Source organism: Halobacillus aidingensis (genome assembly GCF_900104185.1).
GTDB lineage: Bacteria > Bacillota > Bacilli > Bacillales > Halobacillaceae > Halobacillus > Halobacillus aidingensis.
The window spans coordinates 1-17,039 of sequence record NZ_FNIZ01000018.1 but is presented as its reverse complement, the minus strand read 5'-3'; the positions used below and the strand labels follow the sequence as shown (position 1 = coordinate 17,039).

Sequence of the window (17,039 nt, the reverse complement as noted above, 5' to 3'; positions counted from 1 at the left end):
TTTCCCTATAGCACAACAATTGTACTAAACATAGGTAAAAAAAAAGGCTCTGTCACCTCGACAGAGCCTTTTCACCTTATTATTCTCCGGTACCGTGCTCACGTCGGTACTGTTCGAATTCTTTTGTGGTACAAAGAACAAAGTGACCAGGACGTACTTCCCGGAACTCAGGTTCTTCACTCGTATCATGTTTCGTAGGATCATACGTGAAACGCTCACGAGAACGTTCGTAATCCGGATCAGGTAATGGAATGGCAGATAGTAGAGACTGTGTATAGGGATGAATTGGGTGCTTGTACAATTCATCTGCATCCGCAAGCTCAACCATTTTACCAAAGTACATAACGCCGATCCGATCACTGATATATTTGACCATCGACAAATCGTGAGCGATGAACAAATAAGTTAGACCTTTTTCTTCTTGAAGCTTTTTCAAAAGGTTAACCACTTGTGCTTGAATGGAAACGTCAAGAGCAGAAATTGGCTCATCAGCGATGATGAAACTCGGGTCTACAGCAAGGGCACGTGCGATACCGATACGTTGACGCTGACCACCACTGAACTCGTGCGGGTAACGGTTAGCATGCTCTTTATTCAACCCTACCGTTTCCAACAACTCGTGGACTTTCGCTTTACGGGCTTTTCCATCTTTCGCAAGTCCGTGAATGTCCATTCCTTCTGCAATAATATCTTCAACCTTCATACGAGGGTTTAACGATGCATAAGGATCCTGGAAAATCATTTGCATTTCACGGTTGAACTTCTTCAAGTCTTCACGAGATTTTTTCCCATGTACGTTTTCTCCGTCAAAAATGACTTCTCCATCTGTAGCATCGTACAAACGGATGATCGTACGTCCAGTTGTCGATTTACCACAACCAGACTCACCAACAAGTCCGAACGTTTCCCCTTTATAGATGTTGAAGTTCAAACCGTCCACGGCTTTTACAACACTATGACGGCCTGTTTTAAAATGTTGTTTAAGATTTTTTATTTCGACTAGTTTTTCTTGACTCATACTCGTTCACCTTCCGAACTGCTCGATGAATTCGCCATGCCTTCCATACGCTTCTTCACCGCTGCTGGTGGTTCAATCTTTGGTGCATGCTCATGCAGCAACCATGTAGCTGCGTAATGTGAATCACTTACCTTAAACATTGGTGGCTCTTGTTCAAAGTCGATCTTCATCGCGTATTTGTTACGCGCAGCAAAAGCGTCCCCTTTTGGTGGGTGCATTAAATCTGGTGGTGTACCAGGGATAGCGAAAAGCTCTTCATCCGCGCTGTCAAGTGAAGGCATAGAGCCTAATAATCCCCATGTGTACGGATGTTGTGGATTGTAGAATATATCATCTACCGTGCCGACTTCCACAATTTTCCCCGCATACATAACCGCTACTCGGTCAGCAACGTTTGCTACAACACCCAGGTCGTGCGTGATGAAAATGGTCGCTGAATCTGTTTTCTTTTGAATATCTTTCATAAGCTCCAGGATTTGCGCCTGAATCGTTACATCCAAGGCTGTTGTAGGCTCATCGGCAATCAACAGTTTAGGATTACAAGCCAAGGCAATGGCAACAACGACACGCTGTCTCATACCACCCGAGAACTGGTGTGGATATTGTTTCATACGGTTTTCAGCATCTGGAATACCTACAAGCTCAAGTAATTCCATGACACGTTTACGAGCCTGAGGCTTACTCATTTTTTGGTGTTTGATCAGACCTTCCATGATCTGATTTCCAACTTTCATCGTCGGGTTCAGAGAAGTCATAGGATCCTGGAAAATCATTGAGATTTCTTTACCGCGGATCTTCTGCATCTGTTTCTCGTTCATTTTCGCAAGGTCACGACCTTCAAAAAGGATCTCTCCTTCTTTGATCCGACCCGGCGGCTTTGGAATTAAGTGCATAAGAGCTTTAGTTGTAACGGATTTACCGGAACCTGACTCTCCTACAATCGCTAAAGTTTCTCCTTTTTTCACATCAAAGTTAACGCCGCGTACAGCTTTGACTTCACCACCGTAGGTGTCAAAGGAGACATGTAAGTTTTTAACATCTAGTAGTTTTTCCATTTTGTACACCTACCTCCTATTCGCGCATCTTCGGATCGAATGCATCACGAAGACCATCAGCTAAGACGTTAAAGGCAATCATGATAAGTGAGATTATAATTGCCGGGAATAATAGAATGTGCGGATAAATCTGCAATGAATCGAAACCTGCATCGATGAGTGTACCTAAAGAGGCCATCGGAGTTGGTAGACCTAGTCCGATAAAACTTAGGAAAGCTTCAAAGAAAATCGCTGAAGGAATCGAGAACATCGTGTTGATAATAATTAAACCTAATGTGTTCGGAATTAAATGTCTTTGCAATATACGTCCATCTTTCGCACCTAACGTTCTAGATGCAAGAACGAACTCTTGGTTTTTCAATTTCAATATTTGTCCTCGGACTATCCGTGCCATTGAGATCCATCCCGATATGGCAAGGGCTATGGTAATAGACATGATTCCTGGTTCTAGTATTAGAATCATTAAAATAATGAGAACCAAGTTTGGAATACCAACGAGGATTTCAATGAAACGCTGCATGTAGTTGTCAACACGACCGCCGTAATAAGCTGAAATCCCACCATATGCAACTCCAATAACCATATCTATTGCTGCAGCCAGCAGGGCAATATAAAGAGAGACACGTGTTCCCATCCAAGTACGGGACCACTGGTCACGCCCCAAACCGTCAGTACCGAACCAAAAGTTCTCATCCATGTCTTTGGCAGCATATACATCATAAGTGGCTCTGACTTCTGCTTGTTCACCATTGGAGCCATCATTCAATACTTCCGTCGTGATAAACTCTTCCTGGTTATTAAAACGCATCAGGGCTTTTGTTTGTGCGCCCTCTAATGTGTCGGCAGACTGTACATCAGAAAGTGTACCATCCATTCCAAGCCACGCCAGCCCCTCTATCTTAGGGGGCATTTTGGCACGAGAAAGGTCTTGTTCATACTGTCCATAATCGTTCATATATGGACCAAAAGCAGCCATTAAACCTAAAACAATCAAAACAGCCAGTCCAATCATCGCTCCTACGTTCTTGCGGAGACGAATAAAGGAATCCTGCCAGAAGGAAAGGCTCGGCCGTGATATCTTCTCATTTTCTGTTTCTGTCGTTTCTACGGGCACAAATAAGTCTTTCGATGGTTTGTGGTTATCCATAGTCGATCACTCTCCTTCCGCCAGTCGAATTCTAGGGTCGATGACTCCATAAAGCAAGTCGATGACCAGGATGATGAAGATGAATAGGAAAGCGATTAAGAGGGTTGTACCCATTATGATTGGGAAATCATTCATATTGATCGCCTTAACGAACTGTTCACCAATGCCAGGCACGGCAAAGATGTTTTCAATAACAAGCGTACCTGTCATCAATCCTACAGCTAGCGGACCTAACACTGTAATTAATGGAATTAATGCATTCCTTAAACCATGCTTAAATACAACACCGACTTTATTCACACCTTTGGCACGGGCTGTAACAATATAATCAGATCCCATAACCTCAAGCATTTCTGTTCTCATAAAACGGGCAGCAATTGCAATTGGGAAGATGGCCAACGAAATGGTTGGTAATATGGTATATTCCCAGCCTTCCCACAGGGCAACTGGCAGCCAGCCGAACTTAACACCAATATAAAACTGTAATAAACCTGCAAATACAAATGATGGTATGGACTGTCCTAATACAGCAAGGAATGTAGACGTATAGTCCATGATTCCATTATGGTAAATCGCAGATACCAGTCCCAACAGCATACCAATGATTGTTCCTATAATCATCGCTTGGAATCCTAGTTGAACAGACGGACCGATTCTCTCCATAATAATTGTAGTGACCTCTCGATTGTCGAACTGGAATGAAATACCTAAATCACCTTGAGCCAAGTTGACCATATAGTTGAAATACTGAACAGGAACTGGATCATTCAATCCATACTTTTCTAAAACTACCGCTTGCTGTTCGTCTGATAATTTATCTGCAGCACTTAGGGGAGTACCTGGTAAAAACTTCATCAGAAAGAACGTTAAGGTAGCAATTAAAAACATCGTTATAACCATATATATTAGACGCTGGATTATATAACGAGTCATATCAACACCTCCATATGTGTAAACCTACAAACTTATCATGTTGTCATAATTGACAGAAATTTGTCTATAATCTGAATAATTTGATGGCAGGGAAAAAGAGAGCATACGCCAACACGTTGGACATATACTCTCTCCCCTTTAAAGCAAGCCTATATGTGGTTGGAAATTGTTATTTCAATTATTTACCTTCGATATAAGCATACTTGTAAGTGTAGTCAGGTCCCATAGGCTGAGTGATTACACCTTTAACATAAGGCTTCCAAAGTTGAGCAACTGCACGCTGGTAAAGAGGTGCAAGAACTGCATCTTCTTGGATTAGCAATTTCTCAGCTTCTAGGAATGTTTCGAAGCGTTCAACCGGCTCTTGAGCAAGCTCAGTATTCGCTTTTTCAATTAGACCGTCGTACGCTTCAGAAGAGTATCCAGTCTTGTTGTTTCCGCCATCTGTTACGAACATGTTCAAGAACGTGTTCGGGTCGATGTAGTCAGGACCCCAACCAGAGTTTTGAATATCATATTCCATGTTTTCATCACGCTGAAGGCGCTCTTTGAAAGGTACGGACTGAACATTGACAGTTAGACCTTCCAGCTGCTCAAGCTGGTCCTTGATGTAAGCGTCCATGTTCATAGCCACTTCACTATCGCCACCAAGGTAGCCAAGTTCAACTGTGTCCATGCCAAGCTCTTCTTTAGCCGTAGCCCAAAGCTCTTGTGCTTGTTCAACATTTGTTTCAATTAGATCACCGTTAAGCTCACGGAAGTCCTCTTCTGTTTCAGGGTGCTTCGTGAAGTTCTGTGGAACGTGACCTACAGAAGGAATAGATCCATTATTCAAGATAACATCAACCATAGATTGACGGTCGATAACCATTTGAATCGCTTTACGGGCATTTACGTTACCCAATACTTCGTTTTCTTGGTTCATCTTCAAGTAGAACAATACAGGCTCTTCTTCAACTTTGAAGTCATCAGAAGTACGGTATTGGTCTACGAATTCTGCAGAAAGACCTGTACGATCAATTTCACCCGTATCATAAAGGTTTACAGCCGTAGATGTTTCTTTAACAACGTTAACGTTGATTTGTTCAAGTTTCACATTTTCTGCATCCCAGTAATCCTGGTTCTTTTCAAGCGTCCAGCCTTCACCGTGGTTCCACTCAGTTAGAACGAATGGACCGTTGGAAAGAAGTGTGTCCGCTTCAAGAGCGTATTGATCACCTTGTTCTTCAACGAATGCCTGATTCAACGGTAGGAAAGTACCGAAAGTAGTCAAAGATTCGAAGTAAGGAACCGGCTTTTCAAGTTCTACAACTAGTGTGTAGTCGCCATCAGCCTTAACACCAAGTTCTTCGACAGGAACTTCACCGTCAACGACAGCTTGTGCATTCTTGATAACGCCACCCATCATGTATGGGCCGTACTCAGAACCTGTATCAGGATTTACAGCACGTTGCCAAGCGTATACGAAATCGTTCGCTGTAACAGGATCGCCGTTTGACCAAACAGCGTCTTCACGAAGGTTGAACGTCCAAGTAAGACCGTCTTCACTTACTTCGTGGTCTTTAGCAATTCCTGGTTCTGGCTGAGCGTTCTCACCAAGACGATAAAGTCCGTCTGTTGTAGAACCTAACCATTGGAATGCTACAGCGTCAGTTGCTAGAGATGCGTCCATTGTTGGGATCTCTGCACTGTCTGTAATGTTAAGTACTTGTTCACCTGAAGCTTCTCCTTCTTCACCAGAAGTGTCTTCAGTTTCTGTTGTTTCCTCTGAGTCAGCATCGTCTGTGGAATTTGACGTATCGTCTGATCCACCAGAACAAGCTGCGAGGAACATGCTAAGTACTAGTGCAAGTACTAGCAATAACCAATTTGTCTTTTTCATGATAGAAAATGACCTCCCCTAAAAATTTTCTAAAAATTTGTTGTGGCGTTTTGTCCACATATCGAATTATACAAGTTTTCTAACTATTTTGCATTACCTTTTTTTTTGAAAACTCTCAGGATTCCCACCATTATTACGTTTCAGTAACACAAAATGCGACTAATTACCTAGTTTATTTTACAATATTTAAGACCTAAACTTATTATTTATAAGCTCATATGCATAAAAAAAGATATGGGATTTTCAAACAATGTTATTTATCACGGTTATCCGTTAAAGCGTTTGAATAACCCATTCATTATTTTACCAAAGCTGAATTTTCTGTTTATTTATAGTGTTAACAATTCCTTCATACTTGCTAAACATGCTATAATATAGTTCGAGTTTGTATGAAAGGTGGAAAAGATGTGTCCATCATAAAAAATAAATGGTTGATGTTCAGCTTAAACATGGCAATCGTAACGACCCTGTTTATTGTTCTTGCCCCTGCTTACGATTTATTTCATTATATTAACCAGCTTTTCTATATCGCTTACTTCTATATATTCGTAGGTATTATCATGTGGGTTATCCGAGGGGGATTCTTTGACGGGATCACATACGGTTTCAGACGATTTACAAACCGCATGTCCAAACAGAGGGATTACTTAGACGATTGGGAAGAGAAACCCCTCCCCTCTCAAACAGTACACAAAACGTTACCCAAGTTCTTCTTATTCCATGGGACAATGTTAAGCATAAGTTTACTGGCTTTACTTTTCCTTTACTATTCAGCTTAAGAACTTGCATAAAGCCTATGAATCCGATATAATACTGACTTACTAATATAGTACGAAAAGCAATGAAGAAGGATAAGTACGTAGGGTGGATCCTCTACAGAGAGGCTGTGGTCGGTGGAAACAGCTGAGGATACCATACGAAATTGGGCCTTTGGAGCTTCTAATGACGTAAATCGGCGTTAACGATTCAAGACGACTTCTATATTATTAGAAGTAATTAGGGTGGCACCGCGGATCATTCGTCCCTTCCATGATGGAAGAGACGAATGATCCTTTTTTGTTCAAAAATAAACGTTGAGGTGATGATGATGACAAAAACGATTTTCTCAGGCATTCAACCAAGTGGTACATTAACACTTGGAAACTATATTGGAGCCATGAAACACTTTACAAATTTACAGGATGATAACCACTGCTATTTTTGTATTGTCGATGAGCACGCGATTACTGTTCCGCAAGATCGTCTGAAATTGAGAGAAAACATCCGTTCTCTGGCAGCTCTTTACTTGGCTTCTGGAATTGACCCTGAGAAAGCGACCCTTTTCATTCAATCTGAAGTTCCCGCCCACACTCAGTTGGGTTGGATGTTACAATGCGTCAGCTACATTGGTGAGCTGGAGCGAATGACGCAATTCAAAGACAAATCCGCCGGCGGAAAGGAAGGGGTATCTTCTGGTCTCCTTACTTATCCTCCATTGATGGCAGCAGATATTCTCCTTTATAAAACGGATGTCGTTCCTGTAGGAGATGATCAAAAGCAGCATCTAGAACTTACAAGAAACTTAGCTCAACGCTTCAACAATAAATTCAATGACATTTTCACCGTTCCTGAAGTAAGCATTCCAAAAGAAGGGGCACGCATCATGTCCCTTCAAGAACCTACGAAGAAAATGAGCAAGTCTGATGAAAATCAAAAAGCGTTTATATCTATGCTGGATGATGAAAAGAAAATTATGAAGAAAATCAAAAGTGCGGTCACAGATTCTGATGGAATCGTGAAGTATGATAAAGAAAACAAACCTGGTGTTTCTAACCTGTTGACGATTGAGTCTGCTTGTAGTGGTGCCAGTATCGAAGAGTTAGAGCAAAAGTATGAAGGGAAAGGATACGGGGATTTCAAAGTAGGCGTCGCAGAGGCGGTCATTGCCGTTTTGAAACCGATCCAAGAGCGTTACCAAACACTGATTCAATCAGAAGAATTGGATGATATTTTAGATGCAGGAGCCGAGAAAGCATCATATGAAGCAAACAAAATGATCCGCAAAGCGAAGAAAGCTATGGGTCTTGGACGCGTCAAGAAGAAGAAATAACAAAAAGCCAGAATTGAGTATTTTCCTCAATTCTGGCTTTTCATATGTTGAGAGACACCTTCATTTTCTCCCTGCCATATGGTTTCAAAGAAAGGCTGCCCTTTCACCATCTTTTTGCATAGTTCTTCGTGGGCCATCGACCATCCATTACATGTTCCTTCATATAAACGATCCCATGCTTCATCGTTGGAGAACTGCTTGATCGTTGGATATTGAGCTGGATTCCATTCCGTCAACCAATAGCGGATTTCTTCCGGGTGATCGGATTGCTTCAATTGATCGAGTGCCATCATCAAAAGCTGTTTCAATTGCCTTTCTCTCCGCGTCAATCCAGACATCTTCCTTGGGTCTAATGATAAAATATGATGTTCTTTTAACATTCTTTCTTCTATTAAATAGTGCTCAGGTTCTTTGCCTTGAACCATTTCGAACACTAGACGTTCTTGTCTAGGTATTAAACGGCTCTTCTTAACAGGAAGCGTGTAGCCAATCGTATCAAATACAATAACATCTTTGCCATTTGTGACGACCGCTGCATATTCAACCGTGTGACGTTCTTGATTTTTCTTCATATACGTTTTCCGGTGGACATCCTGTAGCAGCGATGCTGGTAGATCTTGCAAATCATTCTCAATAAAATTAAACAATTCATCACTGATTAAAATCAAAGGGATTTGATCGATCAGCTCAATTCCATCCTCTTTGCGCCATTCATGAAAACGACAGACGTTATACCCATTCTCTTCACCTTCAAACCAGTTCACCCACAGATCATGCATGTATAACATTTCGGACCCTCACTTTCACTCGGTGATCTCTTTTGGTTACATTATGACCAATGCTGGCTTTTTTATTCTTTGAATCCATATTTTAGAAAATTAATCTTCCATAAGAATTAAGGCTGTCGTAATCAATATCAATCCGATAGGAAAAAAATAGCACTCCACCCGTGTACGAATCAGGATAAAGAATTCAATCCAACTCAACCCGGCAGGAACGAGATTCAAATACGTGATTGTTACCGTTCCTCCTGCGACAGCGAAACCGAAACCTGTCAATAGCAGCATCCAGTACCACATAACTTCATCCCCTCCGGCTCGTCCTCCTATTGCTATCTTATGAAAGGAAATGCTTTGTCATGCGGTGAATTCCCTTTAAATCCTAGTCTTTACTTCATTGGCAAGAACAGGTACATTTAATTACAGACAGACATTTATAAACAAGCTTTTTGGGTGAGTTAAGTTTGAAAGGATGATGACTTTGTCACAGTCGAGATCCTTGCGGAAACGCAGTAAAAGAAGGCGAAAACGCAAGCTATTTATTGGTATGTATGCTCTTATTTTTCTACTAATCATCAGTTACTCCGGCTACGAGTACTTAGCAGGCAAGCATCAAGCAATGAGTCAACAGGCTTCTGCTGCTGAAAGTATCGATCAAGTAGAAACGGTCGAAAGTGTGTACAAAGAAGACTTCAACGGAAGAGATAACGGGGACGGGAAGATGACCGTCCTTCTATTGGGAGTCGACCAGCGAGAGTCAGAGATTCCAAGGACGGACACGATCATGATTGCAGAATATGATCCCGCTTCAAAAGAAGCAAAGATCGCTTCTTTAATGAGAGACCTTTACGTTGATATCCCTGGACACGGATACAACAAACTGAATGCCGCATTCGCTTTAGGCGGCCCGGAGCTTCTCCGTGAGACCATTGCAGTGAATCTAGGTATTGAAATCGAATATTACTCGATCGTCGACTTTCAAGGGTTTACGCAAATCGTAGATACTTTATCACCAGATGGAATGCAAGTGGATGTAGAAAAGAACATGCAATACCGTTCCGGGGATGGAACGACAGACATCCAGTTGCAAGAAGGGATACAAACCCTCGACGGTGAAGAACTTCTTGGTTATGTGAGGTATCGCAGTGATGCCCGGGGAGATTTCGCCAGAGTAGAGAGACAACAGAAGGTTATTCAATTGCTGAAGGATGAACTCCTCTCTTTCCAGGGAGTTCTAAAAGCACCACGTTTGATTGGAAACATTCAGCCATATATTGATACAAACCTCGGTAGCAGTAAAATGATCCAGGTTGGTAAAGACCTTTTGCTGAACCCTGTAGAATCCATGGATATGATTAGCATCCCTACGACAGATAATGTATGGGATGAACGAAAGCCTTATCCGATCGGCCTAGTGCTTAACCACGATGAGGAATCTACGAAACAAACATTACAACAGTTTTTTGAACAAGAATAAAATAAACCCGATGTCTGAATCGCAGACATCGGGTTTATTTTATTCTTCGTACTTTTGGAAAATCAGACTAGCATTGTGGCCGCCAAATCCGAGCGAGTTACTCATCACCGTATTGATTTCTTGTTTACGCGCCTCATTCGGAACATAATCAAGGTCACATTCCGGATCTGGAGTTTCGTAGTTGATCGTCGGTGGAAGTATTCCGTCGTTAATTGCCTTTAAAGAAATGAGCGCTTCAACCGCACCTGCAGCACCCAAAAGGTGACCAGTCATGGATTTCGTTGAAGAAATCGCAAATTTATTCGCATGCTCTTGGAATACTGTCTTGGCCGCATGTGTTTCAAATTTATCATTGAGCTCTGTGGACGTTCCGTGAGCGTTCAAGTAATCGATGTCTTCTGGTTTTAAACCTGCATCATCAATCGCTTGTCTCATTGCACGCGCCGCGCCGTCTCCTTCAGGTGCCGGAGAAGTGATATGATAGGCATCTCCTGTAGAACCATAGCCTTTCAGCTCGCCATAGATTTTCGCTCCACGCTTTTTCGCGGATTCCAGCGTTTCCATAATAAGAATGCCTGCTCCTTCACCCATGACGAAACCATCACGGTTTTTATCAAAAGGACGGCTGGCTGTTTGCGGATCTTCATTAAGGGATAACGCACGTGCAGCGGCGAATCCAGCAAATGACATTTTATTCATCGGTGCTTCTGTACCACCGGCAATCATAATATCCGCATCGCCACGTTGGATGACTTTGAAAGCATCCCCGATTGAGTTTGCACCTGAAGAACAGGCGGTCACTGTACAGGAATTAATCCCTTTAGCTCCGAGCGCAATGGATACCTGGCCTGCTGCCATGTCCGGAATCATCATAGGAATGAAAAACGGACTGACACGACGGTAGCCTTTTTTCTGGAACGTTTCAAATTGAGACTCATACGTTCCCATTCCACCAATTCCAGAACCAATCCATACCCCTGTTCTATGAGCGACATCATCTGTGATTTCAAGGTTCGCATCCTCAACAGCCATATGAGAAGCGACCATTGCATACTGGACAAATGGGTCCATACGACGTGCATCTTTACGATCCACATAATCAGAAGGGTCAAAATCTTTCAGTTCTGCTGCCACATGGACAGGGTAGTCTTCTTTATTGACTTTCGTAATTTCTCCTACCCCGGACACGCCATTTTTAATATTATTCCACATTTCTTCTACTGAATTACCGACAGGAGTCACCGCTCCCATTCCGGTAATGACAACACGATGTTTATCCATCATTCCATTCCTCCTTGATTACTTCCCCCATCGAAGGGCCACGGCTCCCCATGTGAGTCCGCCACCGAATCCGACAAGAACGACTAGATCATTATCTTTTATTTTACCTGCCTTCACGTCCTCTGACAAAGCAATCGGAATAGACGCTGAAGAAGTATTTCCATAACGCTTCACCTGCGTAGACATTTTTTCTTCAGGAATTCCTAAGCGTTGTCTGGCTGCTTCCATAATTCTTATGTTCGCCTGGTGTGGCACTAAATAGTCAACATCCTGTTCACTCAGGCCAATTTTTTTAACGACATTGACTGAGGATTCAGGCATTTGTCTTACTGCAAACTTGAATACTTCACGACCATTCATGGACAAGGTATCTTCAGGCGTCTGATACAAGTGAGGTCCACCTGCTCCATCGGCCCCAAGTTCAAAGGAAAGAATTCCTTTATCATCACTTACCGGTCCAATGACAGCAGCTCCTGCTCCATCACCAAAAAGAACGCATGTATTACGGTCTGTCCAGTCCGTGATTTTTGAAAGTTTCTCAACCCCTACGACAAGAATATTTTTGTAGGCATTCGTTTCAATGAATTGTTTAGCTGTGATGACTCCATACATGAACCCGGCACAGGCTGCACTCAAGTCCATAGCCGCGACCTTGTTGGCACCAAGCCTATGTTGAAGCATGGTGGAGACAGATGGGAATGGCGTATCTGGAGTAACAGTAGCAACGAGGATCATATCAAGTTCCTCTGCTTTCATATCTGCATCTTTCAAAGCTTCTTCCGCTGCACGAAAGGCTAGATCAGAAGTATCCATTTCGTCCGAAGCGATACGGCGTTCTTCAATTCCAGTTCGCGTACGAATCCACTCATCACTCGTCTCTACCATTTTCTCCAAGTCTTTATTGGTCAGCACTTTTTCCGGCGCATAGTGTCCAACGCCCAAGAATCCTGCGTTCATATATTCATCCCCTTAAAGGTAATATCTAATATCAATTCTTATGACTTGGTACTAATTTTAATTCATCTTGGACCAATCTGCAAGTTTTGCAAAAGGCTACCCTTGAACTTGTACTTTTTTTAATATTTGTTGTACCTGCCTACAAAACACAGGGAGATCTTTCATAAATTGTAACAGAGGAGGTGTGCTTGTATGGGCAAAAGAAAGTCATCCCCCTTTGATGATTTTTGGGGGTTCCGTCAGCCAGAAGAAAACGAAGGAGAGAAAGATTCGCAACCGAAACTCAATGATCTCTTTCAAGAAGCTTCAAAAACGTGGAAGTCAGTGTCACCGATGATCAAACCAATGATCGATAAGTTCAAGAAATAAAAATCATTTCCATGAAACTCCTTTAGATTAATAATCAATTTAAGTTATTCCACTATATGGCTGGATTGTGGAAGACTCGAATTCGAGACTTTTCGGGGTTCGTTTGCCGTGTTGAGCGTCAGGGGTGGCTGGGAAGCAGCTCGCTTTCCTGTGGGGGAGCGCCGAGCTTCCTCGGACTGCGTCCTGTGGGATCTCGCCTATCTCCTTCTCCCACGGGAGTCTCCCAGCTTCCCAACCACCCCATTCGAGAAAATAAAAAAACGAACCCCCTATACTTAGAAGGAGCGTCTTCCATCCTCCTTGTCCAGTAGTCATAAAGCGCGCTGTAACAGCATTTGAATGGGGAGATCACAGACTTTTGCATTTCGACAAATCTTGGAAGCTCTGCTATCTATGGGAGTAGTTTCGAGACACTGATATGGCAAAGGGGCGGAGGGGGATGGCGAGACTCCTACCTTAAGTGTGGAGGCGCCTCGGTCAGCGGCGTATGGACTGGACTGAGCTGGCGGAGATAAAGGAAACACGAAGAGCGGAGCGAGTCGATGTTGACTTATCGTACAGAAGCGAGGGAAGTCTCACTAGCCGCTAGGCGCCGGAACCGGATAACTAAGAGGGAAAAAAGTGCTTGGTGAGACCCCGCAGAGCGGAGCTCGAGGAGGCTCACCGCGCTCCCGCGGAAAGCGAGTCATTCCCCGCAGCCCCAACCCAGGATACAAACATCTCGAAATCAAGTCTTCCATAAACGGGAGCTTATGTGAAATGAACCATACTCTGATATGAATCTATAATAAAAACCTCTGAAGCCGTTTGTGTGCTTCAGAGGTCTTTTTCAGGGAGCTCTCCTGTTTCTTTATAATTTTCTACGACTTCTTCCATTCTACTGCGGAAGTTTTCTGGGATACTTGGGCTGTATTCCCCCATCTTTATAGCACCTTCCTGAAAATCGAACGTAAGCATTTCTCCAGGTAAGTCTTCGTTCATATAACGCTCCATTGCTAATTTATATACTTCATCTACCTTTTGGACGGTACTCGTGAGCACCGTATTTTCAGCCACGGAAGATTGGTCCTGTACATAACCGATGGCATAATTCCCGTCGTTTTGAGCCTGTTCAATGACAGCAACATTAAAAACATCTCCCGCTGGATAAAACACATCCACTCCCTCTTCGTTCATCGATTCATAATACATGAGGGCCATCTCCGTATTTTCCCAGCTGTTCGTAAGTGAAATGTCTACTTCGGCCTCTGGATTTTGATAAATGACGCCTTCATAAAACCCTTCCACTTCTGGTTGCCATTCAAATACTCCAATGATTCCAACACGATCCGTTTGTGTCATTTCCCCAGCTACCATTCCTGCGAAAAATCCCATCGCTTGCGCATCAAAATTGAGACTTGTTACATTTTCGGCTGAGAATTGGCCATTAAAATAGACAAAGTCCATCTCAGGATAAACCTCATGCAATTCCCTGAAATGATTTCCATATAAGCTGCTATGTCCAAAGATGACGTCAATGCCTTTAGCTGCAAACTCATCGATCGCCTCGGCTGTATGTTTGTATGTTCGTATGCCTTCTTTAAAATAAATGTCTACTCCATATTCCTCCTGGATCGCTTGCAATCCTTTGTACCCTTGCTGCCCCCATGCTTTATCATGGATGGTCGTTTCGACAAGCATCCCGACCTTTATATCTTTCTTATAATCCGGGAGGCCTTGACATGCGACAAGGGAAAATAATAGAGAGAGGATCATGATGGACTGTAATTTCACATTCAAGCACTCCTAAGTACCTACTTATATCCTCTCCCTATTCTACATTTTTTTCATAACAAAAGTAAATGACCAACATGGAAAGCTTTAGATTTTGCGAATCAGCTGCTCACAGCGCCACAAAGCATCCACTCTTTCTGTGATGGTATCCTTGTCTTCGACTCGCTCCTCAATGCGAAGCGATTGATCGAAGAATCTCTCCAGGAAGGTCTCCATGAAAGTTCCAATATAGGTCGCCTGGTGATCTATGACCCATTGCACAAGCTCATCTTTTTCTTGCACCCCGGCCCTCTGGAGATCCATCCATTCACCATAAAGAAGGGGAAGCTCGATCCAATTTCTTTCTTTATCTCCTTGCCTGACTAACAAGCCGTCATCGACCAAGTCCACTTCCCACTCGTCATTCGATTGTTGGACGTGATTTTCTTTGTCACTTCTTTGAAAGAAATGCTGAAAATTACTGTTTCTGCCGACATACATATATAATAGATCACTCTTCGCATCCACGATGGGGTCAATACCGATGACTTCGATTCCTTCTTGAAGAAGATTTGATGTCAAATGATATCCAATCCAATGAAAGCAAGGGTTAACGGTCACCATCATAGGCTATCCTCCTCTTCCTTGTCTTCCTACATATTATTCAATGGAAACGTCAATCATGAAGCGATTTCATATTTCCTTTTCCTGTACTCTCTGATAAGATAAGAGTAGATTGTGTAAAAAATGAGGTGAATAATGATGCGGATGATTTGGACAATCATTTGGGCTTTCCTATTGAGCTTCATGTCCGCTTATGTAGTCAGCAACATGGCTGGGAGCAGTTTCGCTTTCTCTCAAGTCATCATTATGACAATTCTTTTCACACTGGCTGCAGTTGTTCTTGGGGAAGGAATTATCAAAGAAGAAGCATAAGCCACACTCAAGCGTTGCTATCCTTCGGGAGGCAACGTTTTTCATTTGGAAAATGATGAAATCCTCCTCTAGCCACAAGGACAAGGTTCCTTTATAATCGTAGAGTGCGTGAACATCATCACAATTGTTCTATCAACACAAATTATAAATATAGATATAAATAGGAAAACAGACGGGCAGGAGGAACAAGCATTATGGAACAACTATGGTTAATTATTAAATATTTATTTTTGGGGATCTTTCAAGGATTCACTGAACCGATTCCGATTTCGTCCAGTGGTCATTTGGTCATTGCCCAGGAATTACTAGGAATTAGACTGGAAGGACTTACGTTTGAGGTGCTCGTGAACTTTGGGTCTCTCGTAGCGGTATTAATCATCTACCGTGAAGATCTCATTCGGTTGATTCAAAATGGATTCGGATACTTATTCAATCGCAGCCAACGCGATCAACAGCAGAAAGACGATTTTGATTTCATAATCTACCTGATCATAGGAACGATTCCTGCTGGGGTGCTCGGCGTTCTTTTAGGAGATGCTATTGAAGTTTTATCTACCGTTCAAACGGTAGGCATCACATTAATTATCACAGGAATTGCCCTCTGGTTAATTCGTAACCTGAGAGGACGGAAAGGCGACGGACAATTAACGTGGAAGGATGCCCTGATTGTTGGGATTGGACAAGCGGTCGCACTCATACCGGGAATCAGCCGCTCAGGAGCCACGATTGTTGCGGCCATGTTTTTAGGCATGAAACAAGAAACGGCGCTCCGTTTTTCGTTCTTATTATTTATCCCTGTCAGTCTCGGGACAATGCTTCTATCCATCGAAGATGTGATCAAACATGCAAGTGCTGAGAATGCCTGGTTTGCTTATATCATGGCCTTTGCCGGATCCGTAGTTGCTTCTTATTTCTCATTAAAATGGTTCATGGGAATCATGGCTCGTGGGAATTTGAAATACTTCGCGTTTTATTGTTTTATCGTCGGTGGACTTGTCGTGCTATTCTTATAAATAGTAAAAGAGGCTGGGACAAAACTCAGCCTCTGAAACAAAAAGGAGCCCTGCGAACCAATTTGGTTCGCAGGGCTCCTCAATTTATGTTGTCTTTTTTCATTTCAATTAAAAATAAGAGCACACTCTGATAAAATTAAAGTTCCTACACAATAACCTCGGAGGTGCTCTTATGTTTAAAAATTATAACATGAATCAAGTGGTTTTGCCCATGGACGTTGAAATGAAACTTCAGGAAAATGACATCGCCTATTCGGTCCATGAATTGGTGGAAAGTATTCCGGATGAGGATTTCTCATGTTTCATGCGTGATACGGGATGCCCCGCTTATCATCCTCGTATGATGATGAA

The 17,039-nt window shown here is 42.7% G+C and carries 17 protein-coding genes, 1 pseudogene and 1 other annotated feature; of the genes and pseudogenes, 7 read left to right on the top strand and 11 right to left on the bottom strand.

Annotated features, from left to right (window positions below; translation table 11 throughout):
- Positions 1-79 precede the first annotated feature (79 nt).
- The 5 genes from BLS23_RS15430 to BLS23_RS15410 form a co-directional block, all read right to left on the bottom strand.
- The gene (locus tag BLS23_RS15430; protein WP_089653939.1) at positions 80-1,018 is read right to left on the bottom strand and encodes an ABC transporter ATP-binding protein; all 939 of its coding nucleotides are present in this window, start codon (positions 1,016-1,018) and stop codon (positions 80-82) included.
- Entirely contained in the window at positions 1,015-2,073 is a 1,059-nt protein-coding gene (locus BLS23_RS15425) for an ABC transporter ATP-binding protein (RefSeq protein ID WP_089653938.1), read from the bottom strand. The genes BLS23_RS15430 and BLS23_RS15425 overlap by 4 nt, the downstream gene beginning before the upstream one ends.
- Before the next feature lie 16 nt (positions 2,074-2,089).
- On the bottom strand, positions 2,090-3,220 hold the full coding sequence (opp3C, locus tag BLS23_RS15420) for an oligopeptide ABC transporter permease (protein WP_089653937.1): 1,131 nt from the start codon (positions 3,218-3,220) through the stop codon (positions 2,090-2,092).
- 6 nt (positions 3,221-3,226) lie between these two features.
- Positions 3,227-4,153 (bottom strand): oligopeptide ABC transporter permease, encoded by a 927-nt coding sequence (gene opp3b, locus BLS23_RS15415; RefSeq protein WP_089653936.1) that lies wholly within the window; start codon positions 4,151-4,153, stop codon positions 3,227-3,229.
- A 178-nt stretch (positions 4,154-4,331) separates the two neighbouring features.
- A complete protein-coding gene (locus BLS23_RS15410; RefSeq protein WP_089653935.1) occupies positions 4,332-6,035 on the bottom strand; it encodes a peptide ABC transporter substrate-binding protein in 1,704 nt (567 codons plus the stop codon).
- A 407-nt stretch (positions 6,036-6,442) separates the two neighbouring features.
- Here BLS23_RS15410 and BLS23_RS15405 point away from each other — a divergent pair, with 407 nt between their 5' ends.
- Together BLS23_RS15405 and trpS are read left to right on the top strand one after the other, a co-directional pair.
- Complete coding sequence (locus BLS23_RS15405) at positions 6,443-6,814, top strand: DUF3899 domain-containing protein (RefSeq protein ID WP_089653934.1); 372 nt, start codon at positions 6,443-6,445, stop codon at positions 6,812-6,814.
- A gap of 53 nt (positions 6,815-6,867) precedes the next feature.
- Positions 6,868-7,064, top strand: a binding site (T-box leader).
- Positions 7,065-7,122: 58 nt separating this feature from the next.
- Positions 7,123-8,124 (top strand): tryptophan--tRNA ligase, encoded by a 1,002-nt coding sequence (gene trpS / locus BLS23_RS15400; RefSeq protein WP_089654015.1) that lies wholly within the window; start codon positions 7,123-7,125, stop codon positions 8,122-8,124.
- Positions 8,125-8,150: 26 nt separating this feature from the next.
- On the opposite strand, the gene BLS23_RS15395 is transcribed toward trpS, so the two are convergent.
- Positions 8,151-8,912 carry a YjbA family protein gene (locus BLS23_RS15395; protein ID WP_089653933.1) on the bottom strand — a complete coding sequence of 254 codons (762 nt, stop codon included), beginning with the start codon at positions 8,910-8,912 and terminating at the stop codon, positions 8,151-8,153.
- 90 nt (positions 8,913-9,002) lie between these two features.
- Positions 9,003-9,203: a YuzI family membrane protein gene (locus BLS23_RS15390; protein WP_089653932.1), complete on the bottom strand. Its 201-nt coding sequence runs from the start codon at positions 9,201-9,203 to the stop codon at positions 9,003-9,005.
- Between the two features lie 181 nt (positions 9,204-9,384).
- On the opposite strand from BLS23_RS15390, the gene BLS23_RS15385 reads away from it, so the two are divergent.
- The gene (locus BLS23_RS15385) at positions 9,385-10,380 is read left to right on the top strand and encodes an LCP family protein (RefSeq protein ID WP_244157239.1); all 996 of its coding nucleotides are present in this window, start codon (positions 9,385-9,387) and stop codon (positions 10,378-10,380) included.
- Between the two features lie 39 nt (positions 10,381-10,419).
- On the opposite strand, the gene fabF is transcribed toward BLS23_RS15385, so the two are convergent.
- Positions 10,420-11,661 carry a beta-ketoacyl-ACP synthase II gene (gene fabF, locus BLS23_RS15380; RefSeq protein ID WP_089654013.1) on the bottom strand — a complete coding sequence of 414 codons (1,242 nt, stop codon included), beginning with the start codon at positions 11,659-11,661 and terminating at the stop codon, positions 10,420-10,422.
- A gap of 18 nt (positions 11,662-11,679) precedes the next feature.
- Positions 11,680-12,618 carry a beta-ketoacyl-ACP synthase III gene (locus BLS23_RS15375; protein ID WP_089653931.1) on the bottom strand — a complete coding sequence of 313 codons (939 nt, stop codon included), beginning with the start codon at positions 12,616-12,618 and terminating at the stop codon, positions 11,680-11,682.
- Positions 12,619-12,810: 192 nt separating this feature from the next.
- On the opposite strand from BLS23_RS15375, the gene BLS23_RS21820 reads away from it, so the two are divergent.
- On the top strand, positions 12,811-12,987 hold the full coding sequence (locus BLS23_RS21820) for a hypothetical protein (protein WP_167356098.1): 177 nt from the start codon (positions 12,811-12,813) through the stop codon (positions 12,985-12,987).
- An 816-nt stretch (positions 12,988-13,803) separates the two neighbouring features.
- Here BLS23_RS21820 and BLS23_RS15370 read toward each other — a convergent pair.
- On the bottom strand, positions 13,804-14,760 hold the full coding sequence (locus BLS23_RS15370) for a BMP family ABC transporter substrate-binding protein (protein ID WP_244157238.1): 957 nt from the start codon (positions 14,758-14,760) through the stop codon (positions 13,804-13,806).
- Positions 14,761-14,847: 87 nt separating this feature from the next.
- Positions 14,848-15,366, bottom strand: coding sequence for a hypothetical protein (locus BLS23_RS15365; RefSeq protein ID WP_089653930.1), 519 nt, complete (start codon positions 15,364-15,366; stop codon positions 14,848-14,850).
- A gap of 132 nt (positions 15,367-15,498) precedes the next feature.
- Here BLS23_RS15365 and BLS23_RS15360 point away from each other — a divergent pair, with 132 nt between their 5' ends.
- From BLS23_RS15360 to BLS23_RS21500, 3 genes and pseudogenes are all read left to right on the top strand, one after another.
- Positions 15,499-15,675 carry a YjzD family protein gene (locus tag BLS23_RS15360; RefSeq protein ID WP_237417175.1) on the top strand — a complete coding sequence of 59 codons (177 nt, stop codon included), beginning with the start codon at positions 15,499-15,501 and terminating at the stop codon, positions 15,673-15,675.
- A 194-nt stretch (positions 15,676-15,869) separates the two neighbouring features.
- Positions 15,870-16,688: an undecaprenyl-diphosphate phosphatase gene (locus BLS23_RS15355; RefSeq protein ID WP_089653928.1), complete on the top strand. Its 819-nt coding sequence runs from the start codon at positions 15,870-15,872 to the stop codon at positions 16,686-16,688.
- A 172-nt stretch (positions 16,689-16,860) separates the two neighbouring features.
- Positions 16,861-17,039, top strand: a pseudogene (locus tag BLS23_RS21500) (IS5/IS1182 family transposase); the annotation flags it as partial.

What these genes read in the sequence shown, in the direction of transcription:
- fabF (WP_089654013.1), bottom strand. Translation starts at nt 11,661, where the DNA reads ATGGATAAACATCGTGTTGTCATTACCGGAATGGGAGCGGTGACTCCT.
- BLS23_RS15430 (WP_089653939.1), bottom strand. Translation starts at nt 1,018, where the DNA reads ATGAGTCAAGAAAAACTAGTCGAAATAAAAAATCTTAAACAACATTTT.
- BLS23_RS15425 (WP_089653938.1), bottom strand. Translation starts at nt 2,073, where the DNA reads ATGGAAAAACTACTAGATGTTAAAAACTTACATGTCTCCTTTGACACC.
- BLS23_RS15360 (WP_237417175.1), top strand. Translation starts at nt 15,499, where the DNA reads ATGATGCGGATGATTTGGACAATCATTTGGGCTTTCCTATTGAGCTTC.
- opp3C (WP_089653937.1), bottom strand. Translation starts at nt 3,220, where the DNA reads ATGGATAACCACAAACCATCGAAAGACTTATTTGTGCCCGTAGAAACG.
- BLS23_RS15355 (WP_089653928.1), top strand. Translation starts at nt 15,870, where the DNA reads ATGGAACAACTATGGTTAATTATTAAATATTTATTTTTGGGGATCTTT.
- BLS23_RS15390 (WP_089653932.1), bottom strand. Translation starts at nt 9,203, where the DNA reads ATGTGGTACTGGATGCTGCTATTGACAGGTTTCGGTTTCGCTGTCGCA.
- trpS (WP_089654015.1), top strand. Translation starts at nt 7,123, where the DNA reads ATGACAAAAACGATTTTCTCAGGCATTCAACCAAGTGGTACATTAACA.
- BLS23_RS15395 (WP_089653933.1), bottom strand. Translation starts at nt 8,912, where the DNA reads ATGTTATACATGCATGATCTGTGGGTGAACTGGTTTGAAGGTGAAGAG.
- BLS23_RS15365 (WP_089653930.1), bottom strand. Translation starts at nt 15,366, where the DNA reads ATGATGGTGACCGTTAACCCTTGCTTTCATTGGATTGGATATCATTTG.
- BLS23_RS15410 (WP_089653935.1), bottom strand. Translation starts at nt 6,035, where the DNA reads ATGAAAAAGACAAATTGGTTATTGCTAGTACTTGCACTAGTACTTAGC.
- BLS23_RS21820 (WP_167356098.1), top strand. Translation starts at nt 12,811, where the DNA reads ATGGGCAAAAGAAAGTCATCCCCCTTTGATGATTTTTGGGGGTTCCGT.
- opp3b (WP_089653936.1), bottom strand. Translation starts at nt 4,153, where the DNA reads ATGACTCGTTATATAATCCAGCGTCTAATATATATGGTTATAACGATG.
- BLS23_RS15375 (WP_089653931.1), bottom strand. Translation starts at nt 12,618, where the DNA reads ATGAACGCAGGATTCTTGGGCGTTGGACACTATGCGCCGGAAAAAGTG.